Annotated in this window: 15 protein-coding genes and 4 tRNA genes; 2 read left to right on the top strand and 17 right to left on the bottom strand. The window is 57.3% G+C overall.

Annotated elements, in window-relative coordinates; genetic code table 11:
- The first annotated feature begins 30 nt into the window (after window positions 1-30).
- The gene (locus BMY45_RS27785; RefSeq protein ID WP_143071672.1) at window positions 31-993 is read left to right on the top strand and encodes a hypothetical protein; all 963 of its coding nucleotides are present in this window, start codon (window positions 31-33) and stop codon (window positions 991-993) included.
- Window positions 994-1,213: 220 nt separating this feature from the next.
- Here the strand turns inward: BMY45_RS27785 and BMY45_RS19610 are convergent, their stop codons facing one another.
- The 5 genes from BMY45_RS19610 to BMY45_RS19590 all read right to left on the bottom strand — a co-directional run bounded on the left by BMY45_RS19610 (window position 1,214) and on the right by BMY45_RS19590 (window position 6,052).
- A complete protein-coding gene (locus tag BMY45_RS19610; RefSeq protein WP_092400427.1) occupies window positions 1,214-3,163 on the bottom strand; it encodes a DEAD/DEAH box helicase family protein in 1,950 nt (649 codons plus the stop codon).
- A gap of 35 nt (window positions 3,164-3,198) precedes the next feature.
- The gene (locus tag BMY45_RS19605; protein WP_092400425.1) at window positions 3,199-3,570 is read right to left on the bottom strand and encodes a hypothetical protein; all 372 of its coding nucleotides are present in this window, start codon (window positions 3,568-3,570) and stop codon (window positions 3,199-3,201) included.
- Between the two features lie 254 nt (window positions 3,571-3,824).
- On the bottom strand, window positions 3,825-4,877 hold the full coding sequence (locus BMY45_RS19600) for a reverse transcriptase family protein (protein WP_092400423.1): 1,053 nt from the start codon (window positions 4,875-4,877) through the stop codon (window positions 3,825-3,827).
- 75 nt (window positions 4,878-4,952) lie between these two features.
- Complete coding sequence (locus tag BMY45_RS19595) at window positions 4,953-5,204, bottom strand: hypothetical protein (RefSeq protein ID WP_092400421.1); 252 nt, start codon at window positions 5,202-5,204, stop codon at window positions 4,953-4,955.
- Between the two features lie 771 nt (window positions 5,205-5,975).
- Window positions 5,976-6,052 (bottom strand) — tRNA-Val (locus BMY45_RS19590).
- 183 nt (window positions 6,053-6,235) lie between these two features.
- Here BMY45_RS19590 and BMY45_RS19585 point away from each other — a divergent pair.
- Window positions 6,236-7,519: an NAD(P)/FAD-dependent oxidoreductase gene (locus BMY45_RS19585; protein ID WP_092400419.1), complete on the top strand. Its 1,284-nt coding sequence runs from the start codon at window positions 6,236-6,238 to the stop codon at window positions 7,517-7,519.
- A gap of 207 nt (window positions 7,520-7,726) precedes the next feature.
- On the opposite strand, the gene BMY45_RS19580 is transcribed toward BMY45_RS19585, so the two are convergent.
- The 12 genes from BMY45_RS19580 to truA form a co-directional block, all read right to left on the bottom strand.
- Window positions 7,727-7,803 (bottom strand) — tRNA-Asp (locus BMY45_RS19580).
- An 89-nt stretch (window positions 7,804-7,892) separates the two neighbouring features.
- Window positions 7,893-7,969, bottom strand: a tRNA-Asp gene (locus BMY45_RS19575).
- 58 nt (window positions 7,970-8,027) lie between these two features.
- Window positions 8,028-8,103 (bottom strand) — tRNA-Val (locus BMY45_RS19570).
- Window positions 8,104-8,271: 168 nt separating this feature from the next.
- Window positions 8,272-9,045, bottom strand: a complete 774-nt coding sequence (locus BMY45_RS19565) for an SDR family oxidoreductase (protein WP_092400417.1) — start codon at window positions 9,043-9,045, stop codon at window positions 8,272-8,274.
- Entirely contained in the window at window positions 9,042-10,253 is a 1,212-nt protein-coding gene (locus BMY45_RS19560) for an O-succinylhomoserine sulfhydrylase (protein WP_092400415.1), read from the bottom strand. The genes BMY45_RS19565 and BMY45_RS19560 overlap by 4 nt, the downstream gene beginning before the upstream one ends.
- A gap of 56 nt (window positions 10,254-10,309) precedes the next feature.
- On the bottom strand, window positions 10,310-11,815 hold the full coding sequence (gene purF, locus BMY45_RS19555; RefSeq protein WP_047229235.1) for an amidophosphoribosyltransferase: 1,506 nt from the start codon (window positions 11,813-11,815) through the stop codon (window positions 10,310-10,312).
- A 41-nt stretch (window positions 11,816-11,856) separates the two neighbouring features.
- Window positions 11,857-12,417, bottom strand: coding sequence for a CvpA family protein (locus BMY45_RS19550; RefSeq protein WP_039593931.1), 561 nt, complete (start codon window positions 12,415-12,417; stop codon window positions 11,857-11,859).
- Window positions 12,418-12,516: 99 nt separating this feature from the next.
- On the bottom strand, window positions 12,517-13,185 hold the full coding sequence (locus BMY45_RS19545) for an SPOR domain-containing protein (RefSeq protein WP_092400413.1): 669 nt from the start codon (window positions 13,183-13,185) through the stop codon (window positions 12,517-12,519).
- Entirely contained in the window at window positions 13,169-14,476 is a 1,308-nt protein-coding gene (gene folC, locus BMY45_RS19540; protein ID WP_092400411.1) for a bifunctional tetrahydrofolate synthase/dihydrofolate synthase, read from the bottom strand. Before folC ends, BMY45_RS19545 begins: the two co-directional genes overlap by 17 nt.
- Window positions 14,473-15,393 carry an acetyl-CoA carboxylase, carboxyltransferase subunit beta gene (gene accD, locus BMY45_RS19535; RefSeq protein WP_092400409.1) on the bottom strand — a complete coding sequence of 307 codons (921 nt, stop codon included), beginning with the start codon at window positions 15,391-15,393 and terminating at the stop codon, window positions 14,473-14,475. Before accD ends, folC begins: the two co-directional genes overlap by 4 nt.
- Window positions 15,394-15,658: 265 nt before the next feature.
- Window positions 15,659-16,282 (bottom strand): phosphoribosylanthranilate isomerase, encoded by a 624-nt coding sequence (locus BMY45_RS19530; RefSeq protein WP_092400407.1) that lies wholly within the window; start codon window positions 16,280-16,282, stop codon window positions 15,659-15,661.
- A gap of 62 nt (window positions 16,283-16,344) precedes the next feature.
- On the bottom strand, window positions 16,345-17,169 hold the full coding sequence (truA, locus tag BMY45_RS19525) for a tRNA pseudouridine(38-40) synthase TruA (protein WP_047229296.1): 825 nt from the start codon (window positions 17,167-17,169) through the stop codon (window positions 16,345-16,347).
- Window positions 17,170-17,397 lie beyond the last annotated feature (228 nt).

The raw sequence follows: 17,397 nt of genomic DNA, 5'->3' as shown, positions 1-17,397 counted from the left end.
TACCGTTTTCACCCGAATGGAGCAGCAGACTTGATCGAAGATTTCACCACAACTATCAAAGCCCAGCTTTACGAGCGCGTAAGCAGCCCCCTCTTGAGTTCATTCATTATCTCTTGGTGCGGTTGGAACTACAAATTTTTACTTATACTTATATCCAGCCTACACACCCCCGAAAAAATAATATATATCGATTTAAATATATTCCCAAACATTCAAAGCATAATAATCCACGGCATTGCACTCCCACTGATAACGAGTCTCCTCTTGATATTTGCATACCCCATACCAGCAGAGTATATTTATAGACATGTAAAAACAACACAGCGCCGTCTAAAAGAAATACAACAATCTATCGATGATGAAAGCCCAATTTCCAAAGTGCAAGCTCGTAAAATCAGAAGAGAGTCTCTTGAAAGCCAACTAAAATATGAATCCGAAAATGATTCAAAAACCCTAGAAAACACAAGACTAAGAGAGATAATTTCAGAGCTACAACTTTCAAAAGACAACAATCCTATCACCACAACATCACTCGACCACCCAAACGATGACTTAGGTGAGAGCCCCACCAATGTTGATTCAAAAATCTCCGCAGCCGAAATAATAGCAGATGTAGCAAGCAACAATACAAAACTCGAACAACACGTAAAAAAAGAAACACCTAATAAAATAGAAACTCCACACAAACAACCTAACGACACCCTGAGCGCGTCCCCAAATCATGATACAACCCCTCTTGATAGCTTCATCAAAGAAAGCATTCTTGAATACATTGCCGAACTCTTCCCACTTCTCAGCTCAGAACTTAACGTAACAGCAAGAAATGGCAAATTAAATATAGACATTGCAAACAATACAGGCACGATGACAACCTATATTACTGCCCACTACACTTTCGAAACAGCAATTGAGGTTCTTGAATCATGTAAATCGGCTCTTGCTGCGGATCAGATAAAAAGTCGAAAAAATCGGGATAATCCACCAAAGAACTAGGGACAGACCACAACCTGCGGGAAAGCGGACAGATTTATTTCTAGCCGACAGCTAGTTGATCCAAGCAAATTCATTCGATGAAAGCTTGTAGCGCAGCGAAGGAGAAATAAATTTTTCCCCTTTTTTTCGAACTAGCCAAAACGGCTTCAGCCCAGCGAAATAAATCTGTTCCCTTTTCCCTACAGCTCAGGAGTATGTTGCATTAGATTCAACGCGATTATCAGCGAATAAAGTCTTCGCGAAACTTCTGAATGTCGTGATGTACAAGCCAGTCATGTATTTTATAAGGAACATAAAGCCTCTGCTTGGCTCGGGAGATAGCGATGTAGACGGCACAGATCCGCTGATCGAATTCATAGGCGTCCTTGAACATCGACGTTGTGAGTAACCCCGGGGTCAGGAGCACATAATCGAACTCCATGCCTCCGGCCTCTTCTGCTCTCATCAACATGCAGCTTTTGCCAGGCTGACCTACTAGGATGCTCATTTGAGTGACGTCTGCCACCCTAAAACCTTTTTCCAGCTCGGCCTCTACCCATAGAAACGAGTCGTCGTACTGGTTCGCTTCTCGCACCTGCTGCCAATGCGTCCACTCGTTGAAAAACCGATGTGCTGCGTCCTCATTCTGTTGGTGAAAGCGCGGATTGAACAAACCGATAGCAGTGGTCATGAAACGCCAAAGGCTGTTCTGCTCATGACTAGAGTAGAAGCTAAATGCGCATTTCAGGTCGCGCAATTGGATAGCCCACTTCATGGTGTCCCACAAAGAAGCCGTGAGTACAACGCATTCCTCTGGCGGTACGAACGCCTCCGGATACTCCTCAATGCCGACGTCGGCATGGCGAGCACCTTCGAAAGGCTCCTTGGTCTTTCTTGAGTGCCGGGAAATTAACGGATTGACCAGATGCTCGATGTTACGCCCAGAGCGCACCGAGAAGCCGATGGTGCTCTGTCGAACCGATTGCCTACGGGCGACGACGTCGCTTCCTGCATGCTGGTACTCGTCCCCCAAGGTAACCAGCACCTGACGTCCGCGTTCTAGAATCTGAAGCAACGAGGCTGGAACATCTTGGCTTTCGTCGATAAGCACATGCGAATAGCGAGGCGACACCACGCAACCTTCCAGACTGGCGCACTTGATCATCATTAACACTTCGAAGCCAGTGCGGCGTCCCCATTCCGGATTTGCTTGAATGTAAGTCCACAGCCGGCTCGAATACTCCAGCAGCACCATGGAATCGGTTTTGGATAGGAACTTGTGTAGCTCAGGCATGTGTTTAGCCGACAAGGTGTAGTCCCGCGACCGGCAATAGAGCTCCAACATTCTCAAGCAGATATCCATCGTCGCCAGTGTATCGTACGATCCCAACCCGACGATGTTCAGCTGTTGGGCGAGCATTTGCTTGCTTGGCCCTACTCCTGCATTTACAGGACGAACGATTCGGCGGTGAAGCAGTACCAATGCGAACTTGCGAAAAGTGCTGCAGGTCAATTCACGGCTGCTGTTTTTCATTCGCTTGCGCAGGGTTGCAAGCTTTTCCTCAGTGTGCGCCAGTACTAGTGTCGTCTTCGGCTGCAAGCATTCGACCAACGCCCCCATCAGGTGGCTTTTACCAATTCCCGCGTAGCCTTGCACGTGCAAGTGCTCGTCCAGATTGGCTCTAAAAGTCCTAACAAGATGATCCTGCGCACCGCTCAACCAGCGCTCATCGTGACCGATAGTAACCATCTGCCTATGGAAGGGATGATGATGGCGGACATGACGATACTTATATTCGACGTCCCACCTGCCGCTGGGCAATAGGTATTTCTGAGCAGTGACTTCATCGGCGAGCAGGAAGCGTAGCTTAGATTTCTTGATTGTTTCGATGCCAAAATAGAGTTTGCTGCGGTCGAACAAGCGTTTTGCCTCTGGCAGCAACTTTGATGTTGTCAGGCTAGGTGCGTCCACCGCCCAATCCAACAGTTTGACAAGAATTCGCTCGACAGCTGTCGGGACAAGATCCTTTTCCGTGACCTGTGCAAGGTTTTGGATGACCAGCATTGCGGCCAGCTCCGGATCTGTCAGCATGTCGAGAGCCTCTTGGGAGCCTTCGAGCAAACCTGTGCAGGTTTCTTCTGTGATGGGAAGGAAAAGAGGCGTGGATAGATCAAAGTGTTCCGGTTGCATACAACCTCATTACCAAGGCGGGTCGCATTGTAGGACTAGCCCTCATCAAATTCTTCGTCGCATTCAGAGTAATCGACCTCTCGGCCGCTTGAAAATCTGTGCAATAGCTCTGCACGCTTGACCTCGTTCGGGCTGGGCTGAGTATCGCGAACGTCTCTTAACCACCCCAATTCGATGAGCCTAGCCCGAACCACTGCAGAAGGCACCCCAAGAATGATACCCAGCTCAGCCAAAACCATGCTCGCGGCGAGAATGTTGTGCTCTTGATGATCGACATAAACGTGTCCATGGCCACGCCATTTCAGGTCGTAGAGCTCTAGAAGCGGCTTCAAATGGTGTGCCAGTACGTTCTCTCGCGCCCATCGAGCATCCACTGCTTCGTCGCACAGGTCATCAGACTCGCCCATACCCGTTCCTCCTAGAGCCAATTGCGAATTGTTCGGAGAATATCTTAAGCGACGCAAGGTTCCTTTAGCTCCCATTAACACACATCTTAACCACGCCTCCAGCATAGTCGAGACTGCTAAGCGAACATTGAGTAGTAGCAAACGTCATGACCGCCAGCATCAGGACGGAAGACATCAAGCATCTGCATGAAACCGACCCGAAGTTTTGGCTTCACAGTGGAAAAGGGGACCGGGAAAAGGAGACAGATTTATTTCTAGCCAACATCCACTTCAACCGCTTCGGCCAAACATTCGGAGATTGCTTGCTGATACCGTTCGAGCAACGGGATCTGGCACGACCGCTTAACCACATTCAAGCGCGCCTTTAATGCCTCACCGTCTGGATGACCGCACGCCAGAAGTCTCCCTACCCGCCCCATCGCACGATGATATTTCGGCTCGAGGACAGCCCAGCCTGGCGTCGACTCGCTCATTACCTCTAACTCCTTGACTGCTGACCGTATACGCTTTCGCTCCAGCTTGGTTAGACTTGGAGCGCCATTGAAGACACTCAATCCTGTAACCGTAAGCGGCGTGAAGGTAGCGTCATCACCTTTGATGCCCTGGCCACGGACGCGCATATGGAGTTTTGTGCGCTTCTGATGACAACCTTTAGCAGCCAACATCCCGGTGACAGTCGAAACTATGCCGGAAAGCTCCTCCGACGTAGGCTCGCGACTACAGGAGATAGTGATATCGTCAGCGAATCGAGAATACTGGAAGCCTTGGGCCAAGAAGTCCTGCACTATCTTCGGTTCAACATTCCAGAAAATCAGGTTGGCGATGTAGCCACTCGTACTAGCCCCTTGTGGCGCACACCCGTCGCGGGTACAAATTAAAGACAGCAAGGCCGACACACTCGCTCCAAAGCCGAACAACCCGCGAAATAAGTCGTCCACTTGACTCTTCAATATGGACGGGTAGAAATTACGAATATCTTGAAGGATTACGTACCTTGCCCCCGCATGCACAGACGCATTGCTATGAATGCTCCGTGGGGACTTACGGTCCCTTATGCCTCCGTGAAGATACGCGGGGAAAATAGCTTTGGATAACACCCGGTCAACGAGCTTTCGCTGAACCCTCTTGAGTGGCTCGTGAGCATCATAAGTATCCCGCCTCTTACCTTTTTTTTCTTGAGGCACGTGGCGGTACATTCGGTCAGCACGGATCGCAAGGCGCTCTAGCAGACGCTCGCTTTCGTCAAGCGCCAAGGCTAATGCCTGGATACTGTGAATAGGCTTGAAAGGGTATGTAGGAGCGTCCATATTCCGATCCCTAAAACGAAGAAAGGCCGATACCCAGATCGGCCTTTCAGAATTCGAATGATGTGGTTTGTTGCGTCATGAGAAAACAACCTCAAGGAGTTTGCCTACGACTTCGCAGGCTCCATCCCAGTATTCCTGCTTACGCTCCCAAATTTCCAAAAGAGCTTGGCGAATCAGAAGCCCCTCGACCGCATAGCGGATTCGTGTCAACCGACTGCTTCTACCTTTGTCTCTATGAGAACGCTCACTTTCAACTGTAACGCGGGTGTCTTGGATATCGTGCTTTTTCAGAATAGTCCGAGAATCGATCGTATTCTTTTTACGCATGGTTGTAGCTCCTTCGTCGGCGAAATTGCCGCCGCCAAAGCATTCCGGGCCGAATGGAACTTCCAAGACACCACTACAAACCACAGTTCTGCTTATTGATATTGATTTATCAATATCGATAAGCCGTCGCCGCCGTAAACTTCGTCACCGAGGAATTCATCCGTCAACACATGCCAATAGCGCTAACCGTAAAGCTTTACGCAAACGAGGAACACTTCGCCAGCGCATAAGGCGAGCGCTAACGCGGAACGTCTCGATTACGCGCGGATCAAGCATAGGACACACACACAGGATGACCTAGGGGACTGAGTCGTTGCGGAGAGGTAGCTTTGAAGAACACCAAAGCCGGTCAGTTACCCGACCACCAACTGCAAGCCCAGAGAATTTCACCATGTTTAAAGAGCACCTGGACGGTACGCCCAGCGAATTCTTTATACCCCTAGCAAAGTCGGCTGGCAATCAAATATGCCTATGTGCCATTAAGTACTTATGAAAGCACGGGAGTACTTTGCCCCCCATCCCTGCTCCCAGACACAACATCGTCACGCCCACACCAAGGACTGTATGAATATACAGGCATGATCTCCAGAGCACTCGCTCGAGTCAGGTATAGGTAAAGATTTCACCCAAGAAATAATGCTCACAGCGTTCACATTGCCCAGTGTGAACGGACCCGAAATTTTGTGAACGTTCTACAGAAAACCCCAGACGCAAAAAAGGGCCAACCTTTCGGTTGACCCTTCTAGACCGCCCAGCAGAGCGGATTTTGTTTGGTAGGCGCGATTGGACTCGAACCAACGACCCCCACCATGTCAAGGTGGTGCTCTAACCAACTGAGCTACGTGCCTGCTGTGAGGCGGCATTCTACGGAATTCCAAAGGGGTGTCAATACCTTTTTTTCACCTAACCCTATGAATATGCAAAATATTTAATTTCATCAAAGCGACGAAGATTCGGCGGTGGCTGGCGGCTGATTTTTATCTCGGGTAGGATCGGCGCATTCGTAAAAAATATAAAACAGAGGTTGCAGAATGGCGAACACACCGTATCCAGAGTCTTATTACGCCGCGTCGGCCAATCCGGTTCCAGCTCGCCCTGCCCTGCAGGATGATGTCGAAACGGATGTTTGCGTGATCGGCGCTGGTTACACCGGCCTGTCCTCTGCGCTGTTTCTGCTGGAGAACGGCTTCAAGGTCACGGTGCTTGAGGCGGCAAAGGTCGGCTTTGGGGCTTCGGGTCGCAACGGTGGGCAGATCGTTAACAGTTACAGCCGCGACATCGATGTGATCGAGCGCAGTGTCGGGCCTCAGCAGGCGCAGTTGCTGGGCAATATGGCGTTCGAGGGTGGTCGGATCATTCGCGAGCGGGTGGCGAAGTATCAGATTCAGTGTGATTTGAAGGATGGCGGAGTGTTCGCTGCCCTTACCGCCAAGCAAATGGGCCACCTGGAGTCGCAGAAGCGTTTGTGGGAGCGTTTCGGTCATACCCAGCTTGAGTTGCTCGATCAGCGGCGTATTCGCGAGGTGGTGGCCTGCGAGGAGTATGTAGGCGGGATGCTGGATATGAGCGGTGGGCATATTCATCCGCTGAACCTGGCCTTGGGCGAAGCGGCGGCGGTGGAGTCCCTGGGCGGGGTGATTTATGAACAATCGCCAGCGGTGCGCATCGAGCGTGGCGCCAGCCCGGTGGTGCATACACCGCAGGGCAAGGTCAGGGCCAAGTTCATCATCGTGGCGGGCAATGCTTACCTGGGCAATCTGGTGCCGGAGCTGGCGGCCAAGTCCATGCCTTGCGGCACGCAGGTGATTGCTACGGAACCGTTGGGCGATGAGCTGGCACACAGCCTGCTGCCTCAGGACTATTGCGTCGAAGACTGCAACTACCTGCTCGATTACTACCGGCTGACGGGCGACAAGCGTCTGATCTTCGGTGGCGGCGTGGTGTATGGCGCGAGGGATCCGGCGAATATTGAAGCGATCATTCGTCCGAAGATGCTCAAGGCATTCCCGCAGCTCAAGGACGTGAAGATTGATTACGCCTGGACCGGAAATTTCCTGCTGACGTTATCGCGGCTTCCGCAGGTCGGACGCCTGGGAGACAACATCTATTATTCCCAGGGCTGCAGCGGCCATGGCGTGACGTATACGCACCTGGCGGGCAAGGTCCTGGCGGAGGCGCTGCGTGGCCAGGCCGAGCGTTTTGATGCGTTTGCGGACCTGCCGCACTACCCTTTCCCCGGCGGTCAGTTATTGCGCACGCCGTTTGCGGCGATGGGGGCTTGGTATTACGGGTTGCGGGATAAATTGGGGTTCTGAAGCCGCCAACAATAAGGGCTGCTTCGCAGCCCTGCGGGGATAAATCCCCTCGCCACAGCAAGCTCTCTCGCCACGGGCCTGTTCCACTATCGTTATCCAAAAACAAAAAACCCCGGTCTTTCGACCAGGGTTTTTGCTATCGACTAGAAGCTGGCTTTTCAACCTTCTTCTTAGCTTCAAGGCGTTCAGTGGGCCTCGAAGCAGATATGGCGCAGCGGACGGGACTCGAACCCGCGACCCCCGGCGTGACAGGCCGGTATTCTAACCGACTGAACTACCGCTGCGTGTCGCTGTGGACTTGGGTGCGGTTAACTCGTCTGACCCAAACCCTGGGGCTTGAATCTCGAACCAGGTAAACCTGCTTCGGAAAATATGGCGCAGCGGACGGGACTCGAACCCGCGACCCCCGGCGTGACAGGCCGGTATTCTAACCGACTGAACTACCGCTGCGCGTCGGTGGAGGCTTTTGACAGCTTCCGTCTTGCTTTCGCAAAACTCTCGTAAAACATGGTGGGTGATGACGGGATCGAACCGCCGACATTCTGCTTGTAAGGCAGACGCTCTCCCAGCTGAGCTAATCACCCTTTGCTTCGTTGAGGCCGCGAAATTTACGCAGGTACCGAAGCTAAGTCAATAGCAGGGTTGAGTTTTTTTCAAAAACAGCTTTGTGCGGCAAGCTTCAAGCTGCAAGTTAAAAGCGCCAACACCGCATAATCGCTTGAAGCTTGTCGCTCGCCCCTTGCAGCTGCTCCTCATTCATAAATCATTTTCTTGGTCATGCCGCCATCCACCACGAACTCCTGGCCCGTGACAAACCCGGCGTTGCGCGACAACAGCCACGCCACCATGGCCGCGACGTCCTCCACCGTGCCGACCCTGCCCGCCGGATGCTGGGCATGGTCGGCATCGGTGAGCGGCTGCGCGCGACGCTGGGACGGGTCCCGTGCGTCGATCCAGCCGGGGCTGACAGCGTTGACCCGGATTTCCGGGCCAAGACTGATCGCCAAGGCATGGGTCAGGGCGAGCAAGCCGCCCTTGCTCGCCGCATAGGCTTCGGTGTCGGGTTCTGATTGTGCGGCACGGGTCGAGGCCAGGTTGACGATGGCGCCATTGTGAGCGCGCAGGTAAGGCGCACAATGCTTGGCCAGCAGCATGGGACCACCCAGGTTCACCGCCAGGACCCGATTCCAATAGGCCAGATCCAGGCTTTCCAGGGTGATGTTATGGGGATCGGCGATGGCCGCGTTGCACACCAGCGCATCAAGCCGCCCAAACTGACCCAACACCTCGGCGATTCCCGTGGCGACTTGCGTCTCGTCCGCCACGTCCATGGTGATGAACCAGGCGTTCTCCCCCAGCGTCTTGGCGACCTTGGAGCCGCGCTCACGATCCAGGTCAGTCAGCACCACCTGCCAGCCTTCACAGATCAGCCAAGTGGCAATCCCCAGGCCGATGCCGCGCGCGGCGCCTGTCACCAGCGCTACCCGGCCATGGGTGCCGCCGTGCGGCGTTGCCAGCTCAATCACAAGGCCGCCAACCCACGGGCCAGATCGGCTTGCAGGTCAGCCACGTCCTCCAGACCAACCGCGACGCGGATCAGGCTGTCGCGGATGCCCGCAGCTTCACGCTCCTGCGGCGAAAGGCGGCCGTGGGAGGTGGTGCTCGGGTGAGTGATGGTGGTTTTGCTGTCACCCAGGTTGGCGGTGATGGAAATCAACCGGGTGGCGTCGATGAAGCGCCAGGCGCCCTCCTTGCCACCCTTGACCTCGAAGCTCACCACTGCACCGAAACCGCGCTGCTGACGCGCAGCCAGGTCATGTTGCGGATGGCTCTTGAGGCCGGCGTAGTGCACTTTCTCGATGCCGTCCTGCTGCTCCAGCCACTCAGCCAGCAATTGGGCGTTGGCGCAATGGGCTTTCATACGCAGGCCGAGGGTTTCCAGTCCCTTGAGGAAGATCCAGGCGTTGAACGGACTCAAGGTCGGCCCGGCGGTGCGCAGGAAGCCCACCACTTCTTTCATCTGCTCGCCACGACCAGCCACCACGCCGCCCATGCAACGACCCTGGCCGTCGATGAACTTGGTCGCCGAATGCACCACCACGTCGGCCCCCAGCTTCAGCGGCTGTTGCAACGCCGGCGTGCAGAAGCAGTTATCGACCACCAGCATGGCGCCCTTGGCGTGGGCGATTTCCGCCAGCGCGGCGATATCCACCAGCTCGGCCAGGGGATTGGACGGCGACTCGACAAACAGCAGCTTGGTGTTGGCCTTGATTGCCGCATCCCAACCGGATAAGTCCGCCAGGGGCACGTAATCGACTTCCACGCCGAAACGCTTGAAGTACTTTTCGAACAGGCTGATGGTCGAGCCGAAGACACTGCGCGACACCAGCACGTGGTCGCCAGCACTGCAAAAGCTCATGACCACGGCCATGATCGCCGCCATGCCAGTGGCGGTGGCCACGGCCTGCTCGGCACCTTCCAGCGCGGCGATGCGCTCTTCGAAAGCCCGCACGGTGGGGTTGGTGTAGCGCGAGTAGACGTTGCCTGGCACTTCGCCGGCAAACCGTGCCGCCGCATCGGCAGCGGTACGGAACACGTAGCTGGACGTGAAGAACATCGGATCGCCATGCTCGGCTTCCGGCGTGCGGTGCTGACCGGCGCGGACCGCCAGGGTATCGAACGCTACACCCTCAAGGTCGCTGTCCAGCCGACCGGCATCCCAATCCTGACTCATGCTGTCGCTCCTGTAGTCATTAAACGCAAACCGGCCCCTCAGGGCCGGCTTGTCACTCAGTTGTTGTACAGATCGATGATCGCGCTGACCGCCTGGGTCTTGGCCTTGGACGCATCGTTACGAGCGTTCTCGATCTTGTTCAGGTAGGCCTCATCGACGTCGCCGGTGACGTACTTGCCGTCAAACACCGCGCAGTCGAATTGCTCGATCTTGATCTTGCCACCACCCACCGCTTCTATCAGGTCTGGCAGGTCCTGATAGATCAGCCAGTCGGCGCCGATCAGGTCGGCCACTTCCTGGGTAGTGCGATTGTGGGCGATCAGCTCGTGAGCGCTCGGCATGTCGATGCCGTAGACGTTCGGATAACGCACGGCCGGCGCCGCCGAGCAGAAGTACACGTTCTTGGCACCGGCTTCACGGGCCATCTGGATGATCTGCTTGCACGTGGTTCCGCGCACGATGGAGTCGTCCACCAGCATCACGTTCTTGCCGCGAAATTCCAGTTCGATGGCGTTGAGCTTCTGGCGTACGGATTTTTTCCGCGCGGCCTGGCCGGGCATGATGAAAGTACGGCCAATGTAACGGTTCTTCACGAAGCCTTCGCGGAACTTGACACCCAGGTGATTCGCCAGCTCCAGGGCCGCGGTGCGGCTGGTGTCCGGGATCGGGATGACCACGTCGATGTCGTGGTCCGGCCGCTCGCGCAAGATCTTGTCGGCCAGTTTCTCGCCCATGCGCAGGCGCGCCTTATAGACCGAGATACCGTCGATGATCGAGTCCGGGCGCGCCAGGTAAACGTGCTCGAAGATGCACGGGGTCAGGCTCGGATTGGTCGCACACTGGCGGGTGAACAACTTGCCGTCTTCGGTGATGTAGACCGCTTCGCCCGGGGCCAGGTCGCGAATCAGGGTGAAACCCAGCACGTCCAGGGACACGCTTTCGGAGGCGATCATGTACTCGACGCCTTCGTCGGTGTGACGCTGGCCGAACACGATCGGACGAATGCCATGGGGATCGCGGAAACCGACGATGCCGTAGCCGGTGATCATCGCCACGACCGAGTAGCCTCCGACGCAACGGTTATGCACGTCAGTCACGGCGGCGAACACGTCTTCTTCGGTCGGCTGCAGCTTGCCGCGCTGGGCCAGCTCATGGGCGAAGACGTTGAGCATCACTTCCGAGTCGGAGTTGGTATTGACGTGGCGCAGGTCCGATTCGTAGATCTCCTTGGCCAACTGCTCGACGTTGGTCAGGTTGCCGTTGTGCGCCAACGTGATGCCATACGGCGAGTTGACGTAGAACGGCTGGGCTTCGGCCGAGGTAGAGCTGCCCGCTGTTGGGTAGCGCACATGGCCAATGCCCATGTGGCCGACCAGGCGCTGCATGTGACGCTGATGAAACACGTCACGCACCAGCCCGTTGTCCTTGCGCAGGAATAACCGGCCGTCATGGCTGGTCACGATACCGGCAGCGTCCTGGCCGCGGTGCTGGAGCACGGTTAGCGCGTCATACAGCGCCTGATTGACGTTCGACTTACCGACGATACCGACGATGCCACACATGCGACACAACCCCTACTTAATGGATCTGAACTGAACAACACTCACTGCGGCGTTTTGGCCATCGGCAAGAGTTGTTCCTTGAACGGTATTTCAGCGGGTACGCTGATACCGCTGGCAAGCCACTGACTGCTCCAACCCAGGATCAGGTTCTTGGACCAGTCTGCGACCAATAGAAATTGTGGCACGAGCCGGGACTCCTGCCACCACGTATCCTGCTGTACCGGCCCCAGGCTCAATAGCCCGACGGCCACGACCACCAGCAACGCGCCACGCGCCGCGCCGAAGGCCATGCCCAGGAACCGGTCTGTCCCGGAAAGCCCGGTGACGCGAATCAGTTCGCCGATCAGGTAGTTGATCATTGCGCCGACCAGCAAGGTGGCGATAAACAAGATGGCACAGCCCGCGATCACGCGGGCCGACGGGGTTTCAATGTATCCGGCGAGGTACTGGGACAACGAACCACCAAACATCCAGGCTACGACCCCCGCGATGATCCAGGTCAGCAGCGAGAGGGCTTCCTTGACGAAGCCGCGGCTCAGACTGATCAATGCGGAGATGGCGACGATTGCAACGATCGCCCAGTCAACCCAGGTAAATGGCACGGTGCAGCCTACAGACGGATAAGGCGGCGCATTTTAGCAGAGGCCAGAGCTGTCGGTAAGCTGCGATTGTCAGTGTGATTCAAATCAGGCAAATCGCTGTTAGCCGCGCTCAGGCTGAAAACGCACGACAAACCCCTTGAGGTTCTGCTGCCGACTGAGCAGGTCCCGCAGCCGGTCGGCCTCGGCACGCTCGATCAGCGGTCCCACAAATACGCGATTCTTGCCATCGGCGGTGCGGATATAAGCGTTGTAACCCTGGCTGCGCAGGGTTTTCTGCAGCTTTTCAGCACTCTCACGATTGCTCAGGCTGGCCAACTGAACGGACCAACTGACCGACAGACCGTTGGCGTCCACGCGGCTTTGCGTGGTATCCGGCTTGGCCGGGGCTGCGGTAATCGGCTGGGTCGGCGCCGGCTTGGCCACCGGTGCTGTCGGGGTTGGAGCGACTGCCGGCTTGCTCGGAGCCGGTGCTGGCGTGGCGGGAGCCGCCGGCGCAGGCTCGATCGGCAGGGAAGGCGCAGGTTGCTCGGCCAGCTCCTCGTCGCTCGGAACGGGTTCCTGGGGTAGCGCTTCAGGTTCAGGCACCACCACCGGCTCGACCTGCACGGGCGCAATAGACGGCGCCTGAGGGGCAGCCGGAGCGTCGACCGTAACCTGGCGCTGCTCATCCTGACGAGAAAACAGCATCGGCAGGAAGATCACCGCCAAGGCCACCAATACCAGGGCCCCCACCATACGCTGCTTGTACGCCTTATCCAGCAATGCCATCTGCAGCTTCCTCCGTGGAGCGCCGGGCCAGCCATTGAAGGGCCTCGGCAACACAAAAAAATGATCCGAACAGCAGGATCTCATCGTCGACCGTCGCCAGGGCGCACTGCCCTTCCAGAGCCGCGGCCACGCTGTCATAAGTCTCTACGCAAGCCCCACGACGCTGCAAGGCTTCCTGTAGCTCGGCAGCCGGGCGCGAGCGCGGTGAATCCAGCGGTGCTACCGCCCAATGCTGGACACTAGCACCCAACGCATCGACAACGCCATCCAGATCCTTGTCGCCGAGCAGCCCAAACACCGCCAGGCGGCGCCCGGCTACCGGCCGCCGCGCCAGGCGCTCGGCCAGATACTGCGCCGCATGAGGATTGTGGCCGACATCAAGCAGCAGATTCAGGCGCTTGCCGTGCCAATCGAACTGGCGGCGATCAAGACGACCGACGACGCGAGTCGCTTGCAGCGCTTCGATAATTTGTCCGGCATGCCATGGCAAGTCCAGTAACCGGTAAGCCTGGAGCGCCAGCGCGGCGTTCTCCATCGGCAGCTCCAGCAGCGGCAAATCGCGCAACTCCACCGGATTGCCCCGGGCGTCACTGCCCCGCCATTGCCAATGCTGCTCAGTCATTGCCAGGTCAAAATCCCGCCCGCGCAAAAAGAACGGGCAGCCCAACTCACGGACTTTGTCCAGCAACGGCTGAGGGGGATTGAGGTCACCACAGAGCGCAGGCGCGCCCGGACGGAAGATGCCGGCCTTCTCGAAGGCGACGGACTCACGGGTGTCACCCAGATAATCGGTATGGTCCACACCGATGCTGGTGACCAGCGCAACGTCCGCATCCACCAGGTTGACAGCGTCGAGCCGGCCACCCAGGCCGACTTCAAGCACCACGGCATCAAGACCGGCACGCGCGAACAGCCAGAACGCCGCCAGCGTGCCCATCTCGAAATAGGTCAGGGAAATCTCGCCCCGCCCGGCTTCCACCGCAGCGAAGGCTTCGCACAGCTCGGCGTCAGAGGCTTCGACGCCGTTGACCTGCACCCGCTCGTTGTAACGCAACAGGTGCGGCGAACTGTAGACGCCAACGTTCAACCCCTGGGCCCGTAACAGCGAGGCCACGAAGGCGCAGGTCGACCCCTTGCCATTGGTGCCGGTAACGGTGATGACCCGGGGCGCCGGTTTGGCCAGTCCCATGCGGGACATTACCGCTTGCGAGCGCTCCAGCCCCATGTCGATGGCTGACGGATGCAACTGCTCAAGGTAGGCAAGCCAATCGCCCAGGGTACGTTGGGTCATATGTTCGCTGGCACCGGCGGAACCACGATCGGCTCGATGGGGGCGGCGACGAATTTCGGCGTCGGCAGGCCCATCAGTTGCGCCAGCAGGTTGCCCAGACGCGGACGCAATTCCTGGCGGTGGATGATCATGTCGATGGCGCCGTGCTCCAGCAGGAACTCACTGCGCTGGAAACCTTCCGGCAGTTTTTCGCGCACGGTCTGCTCGATAACGCGCGGGCCGGCAAAACCGATCAGCGCCTTCGGCTCGCCAACAATTACATCGCCCAGCATCGCCAGACTGGCGGAAACGCCGCCGTAGACCGGATCGGTCAGCACCGAGATGAACGGAATGCCTTCTTCACGCAGACGCGCCAGCACCGCGGAGGTCTTGGCCATTTGCATCAGGGAGATCAGCGCTTCCTGCATACGTGCACCGCCGGAAGCGGCAAAGCAGATCATCGGGCAACGGTTTTCCAGGGCATGGTTGGCGGCACGCACGAAGCGCTCACCGACGATGGCTCCCATGGAACCGCCCATGAAGGAGAATTCGAACGCCGAAACCACCACTGGCATGCCCAGCAGGGTGCCGCTCATGGACACCAGGGCGTCTTTTTCGCCGGTCTGCTTCTGGGCCGCGGTCAGGCGATCCTTGTACTTCTTGCCGTCGCGGAATTTCAGGCGGTCCACCGGCTCCAGGTCGGCACCCAGCTCAATACGGCCTTCGGCGTCCAGGAAGATGTCGATACGGGCACGCGCGCCGATGCGCATGTGGTGGTTGCACTTGGGGCAAACGTCCAGGGTCTTTTCCAGCTCAGGACGGTACAGCACCGCTTCGCAGGATGGACATTTGTGCCACAGACCTTCAGGCACCGAGCTTTTTTTCACCTCGGAACGCATGATCGAAGGGATCAGTTTGTCTACCAACCAGTTGCTCATGCTTTCTTTCTCCAGTACCGGTGACCCGAACACTCTGGTTCGCGGTCCCGCGTATGCCCTTGAGCTAAATTCATTGTGCGGCGAGGTTCGAGGGACCACCACGATCAGCGCGAAACATGACCTGCGTGCAGCCCAACTTCCTCAGCCATCCCGGCCACCGCGATACTGCGGTGGCCACTACGCTATCGGCCCACCCGGAGGCGGTGCCTGCCTGCTTTGTACAGTGCTGGTATGGACGGCGGCAGTCTGCCAGCCGTCACATTGACTACTGGCTGCTGCGTACAGCGGCCATGAACGCACGAATCCGGGCCGGATCCTTGATGCCCTTGCTTTGCTCTACCCCACCGCTGACATCTACCGCGTAAGGGCGAACCTGACGGATGGCTTCGGCCACGTTTTGCGCCGTCAGCCCACCGGCGAGAATAATCGGTTTGCTCAGGCCCTGGGGCACCAGCGACCAATCGAATGCTTCACCGGTCCCACCGGGAACGCCTTCCACATAGGTGTCCAGCAGTATGCCACTGGCACCGGCAAAGGCATCGCAACTGGCCGCAATGTCATCACCGGCCTTGACCCGCAACGCCTTGATGTACGGACGATGCCAGCCCTCGCAATCGGCCGGAGCCTCATCTCCGTGAAACTGCAACAGGGCCAACGGCACCGCATCGAGTATCTCGCCCAGCTCACAACGACTGGCGTTGACGAACAGGCCGACGGGGGTCACGAACGGCGGCAAGGCCCGGATGATCGCCCTCGCCTGCTGCACCGTCACCGCGCGCGGGCTCTTGGCATAAAACACCAGCCCGATGGCATCGGCACCCGCCTCCACCGCCGCCAGCGCGTCCTCGACGCGGGTGATCCCGCAAATCTTGCTGCGAACGGCCGGCATGTCGTCAAAACCTCAGGCAAATCCGTGAAAGTCCCGGATGGTAGCAAATGCTGCGCAGGGCGTCAGCCGTCGAGTTCCGAGAAGCCCGTGAGGAAATGTGGCCCGATGTAACGCTGCGGCAGCTCGAATTCATCGTGGTATTCGACCTGCACCAGGTACAGGCCAAACGGGTGCGCGGTCACCCCACCGGAACGCCGGATGCGGCTTTCGAGCACTTCCTTGATCCACTCCACCGGCCGCTCACCGGCACCGATGGTCATCAGTACGCCCGCGATGTTGCGCACCATGTGATGCAGGAAGGCGCTGGCGCGGATATCGAGCACGATCATTTTGCCGTGGCGGGTCACCCGCAGGTGATGCAGCTCCTTGATCGGCGACTTGGCCTGGCACTGGCCGGCGCGAAAGGCGCTGAAATCATGAACACCGACCAGGTACTGCGCGGCTTCAGCCATGCGCTCGACGTCCAGCGGACGGTGGTTCCAAGTGATTTCTTCGTTCAGATGTGCGGGGCGGATCTGGTCGTTGTAGATCACATAGCGATAACGCCGGGCGATGGCCTTGAAGCGCGCATGAAAATGCGCCGGCATTGCCTTGGCCCAACTGACACTGACGTCGTGAGGCAAGTTGATGTTGGCCCCCATGACCCAGGCCTTCATCGAACGCTCGACCTGGGTGTCGAAATGCACCACCTGGCCGCAGGCGTGCACGCCGGCATCGGTACGGCCGGCGCAATGCAGCGACACGGGCGAATCAGCGACTTTGGACAGCGCGTTTTCGAGGGTTTCCTGCACCGTCGCCACCCCGGAGGCCTGGCGCTGCCAGCCACGATAGCGCGAGCCCTTGTATTCAACGCCCAGGGCGATCCGGAAAAAGCCGTCGGCCGCCATTTCGGCGGCCGGGTTGTCTATGTTTGCCAAGGAATTACAGCCTGCTGAAGTACGCAAAGGCGGGCATTATAAGGCGCACGGGAGGGGATGCCAGCCCAACCGGTAGTCATGTGTTGAATGCACTGGCGCAATCGCGAGCAGGCTCGCTCCCACAGAGGTTTTCGGGTATTCACAAATCCTGTGTCCAAGCACAAATCCCTGTGGGAGCTGAGCTTGCTCGCGATAGCG

This window comes from Pseudomonas sp. NFACC39-1 (genome assembly GCF_900110355.1).
In the GTDB taxonomy this organism is placed as follows: domain Bacteria; phylum Pseudomonadota; class Gammaproteobacteria; order Pseudomonadales; family Pseudomonadaceae; genus Aquipseudomonas; species Aquipseudomonas tehranensis.
The sequence above is the reverse complement of the archived record's forward strand: the minus strand, read 5'-3'. Positions and strand labels throughout refer to the sequence as shown.

Bases quoted from the DNA above. Each gene is read 5' to 3' on its own strand.
- BMY45_RS19610 (WP_092400427.1), bottom strand. From the start codon at position 3,163: ATGCAACCGGAACACTTTGATCTATCCACGCCTCTTTTCCTTCCCATC.
- BMY45_RS19605 (WP_092400425.1), bottom strand. From the start codon at position 3,570: ATGGGCGAGTCTGATGACCTGTGCGACGAAGCAGTGGATGCTCGATGG.
- BMY45_RS19600 (WP_092400423.1), bottom strand. From the start codon at position 4,877: ATGGACGCTCCTACATACCCTTTCAAGCCTATTCACAGTATCCAGGCA.
- BMY45_RS19595 (WP_092400421.1), bottom strand. From the start codon at position 5,204: ATGCGTAAAAAGAATACGATCGATTCTCGGACTATTCTGAAAAAGCAC.
- BMY45_RS19585 (WP_092400419.1), top strand. From the start codon at position 6,236: ATGGCGAACACACCGTATCCAGAGTCTTATTACGCCGCGTCGGCCAAT.
- BMY45_RS19560 (WP_092400415.1), bottom strand. From the start codon at position 10,253: ATGAGTCAGGATTGGGATGCCGGTCGGCTGGACAGCGACCTTGAGGGT.
- purF (WP_047229235.1), bottom strand. From the start codon at position 11,815: ATGTGTGGCATCGTCGGTATCGTCGGTAAGTCGAACGTCAATCAGGCG.
- BMY45_RS19545 (WP_092400413.1), bottom strand. From the start codon at position 13,185: ATGGCATTGCTGGATAAGGCGTACAAGCAGCGTATGGTGGGGGCCCTG.
- folC (WP_092400411.1), bottom strand. From the start codon at position 14,476: ATGACCCAACGTACCCTGGGCGATTGGCTTGCCTACCTTGAGCAGTTG.
- accD (WP_092400409.1), bottom strand. From the start codon at position 15,393: ATGAGCAACTGGTTGGTAGACAAACTGATCCCTTCGATCATGCGTTCC.
- BMY45_RS19530 (WP_092400407.1), bottom strand. From the start codon at position 16,282: ATGCCGGCCGTTCGCAGCAAGATTTGCGGGATCACCCGCGTCGAGGAC.
- truA (WP_047229296.1), bottom strand. From the start codon at position 17,169: ATGGCGGCCGACGGCTTTTTCCGGATCGCCCTGGGCGTTGAATACAAG.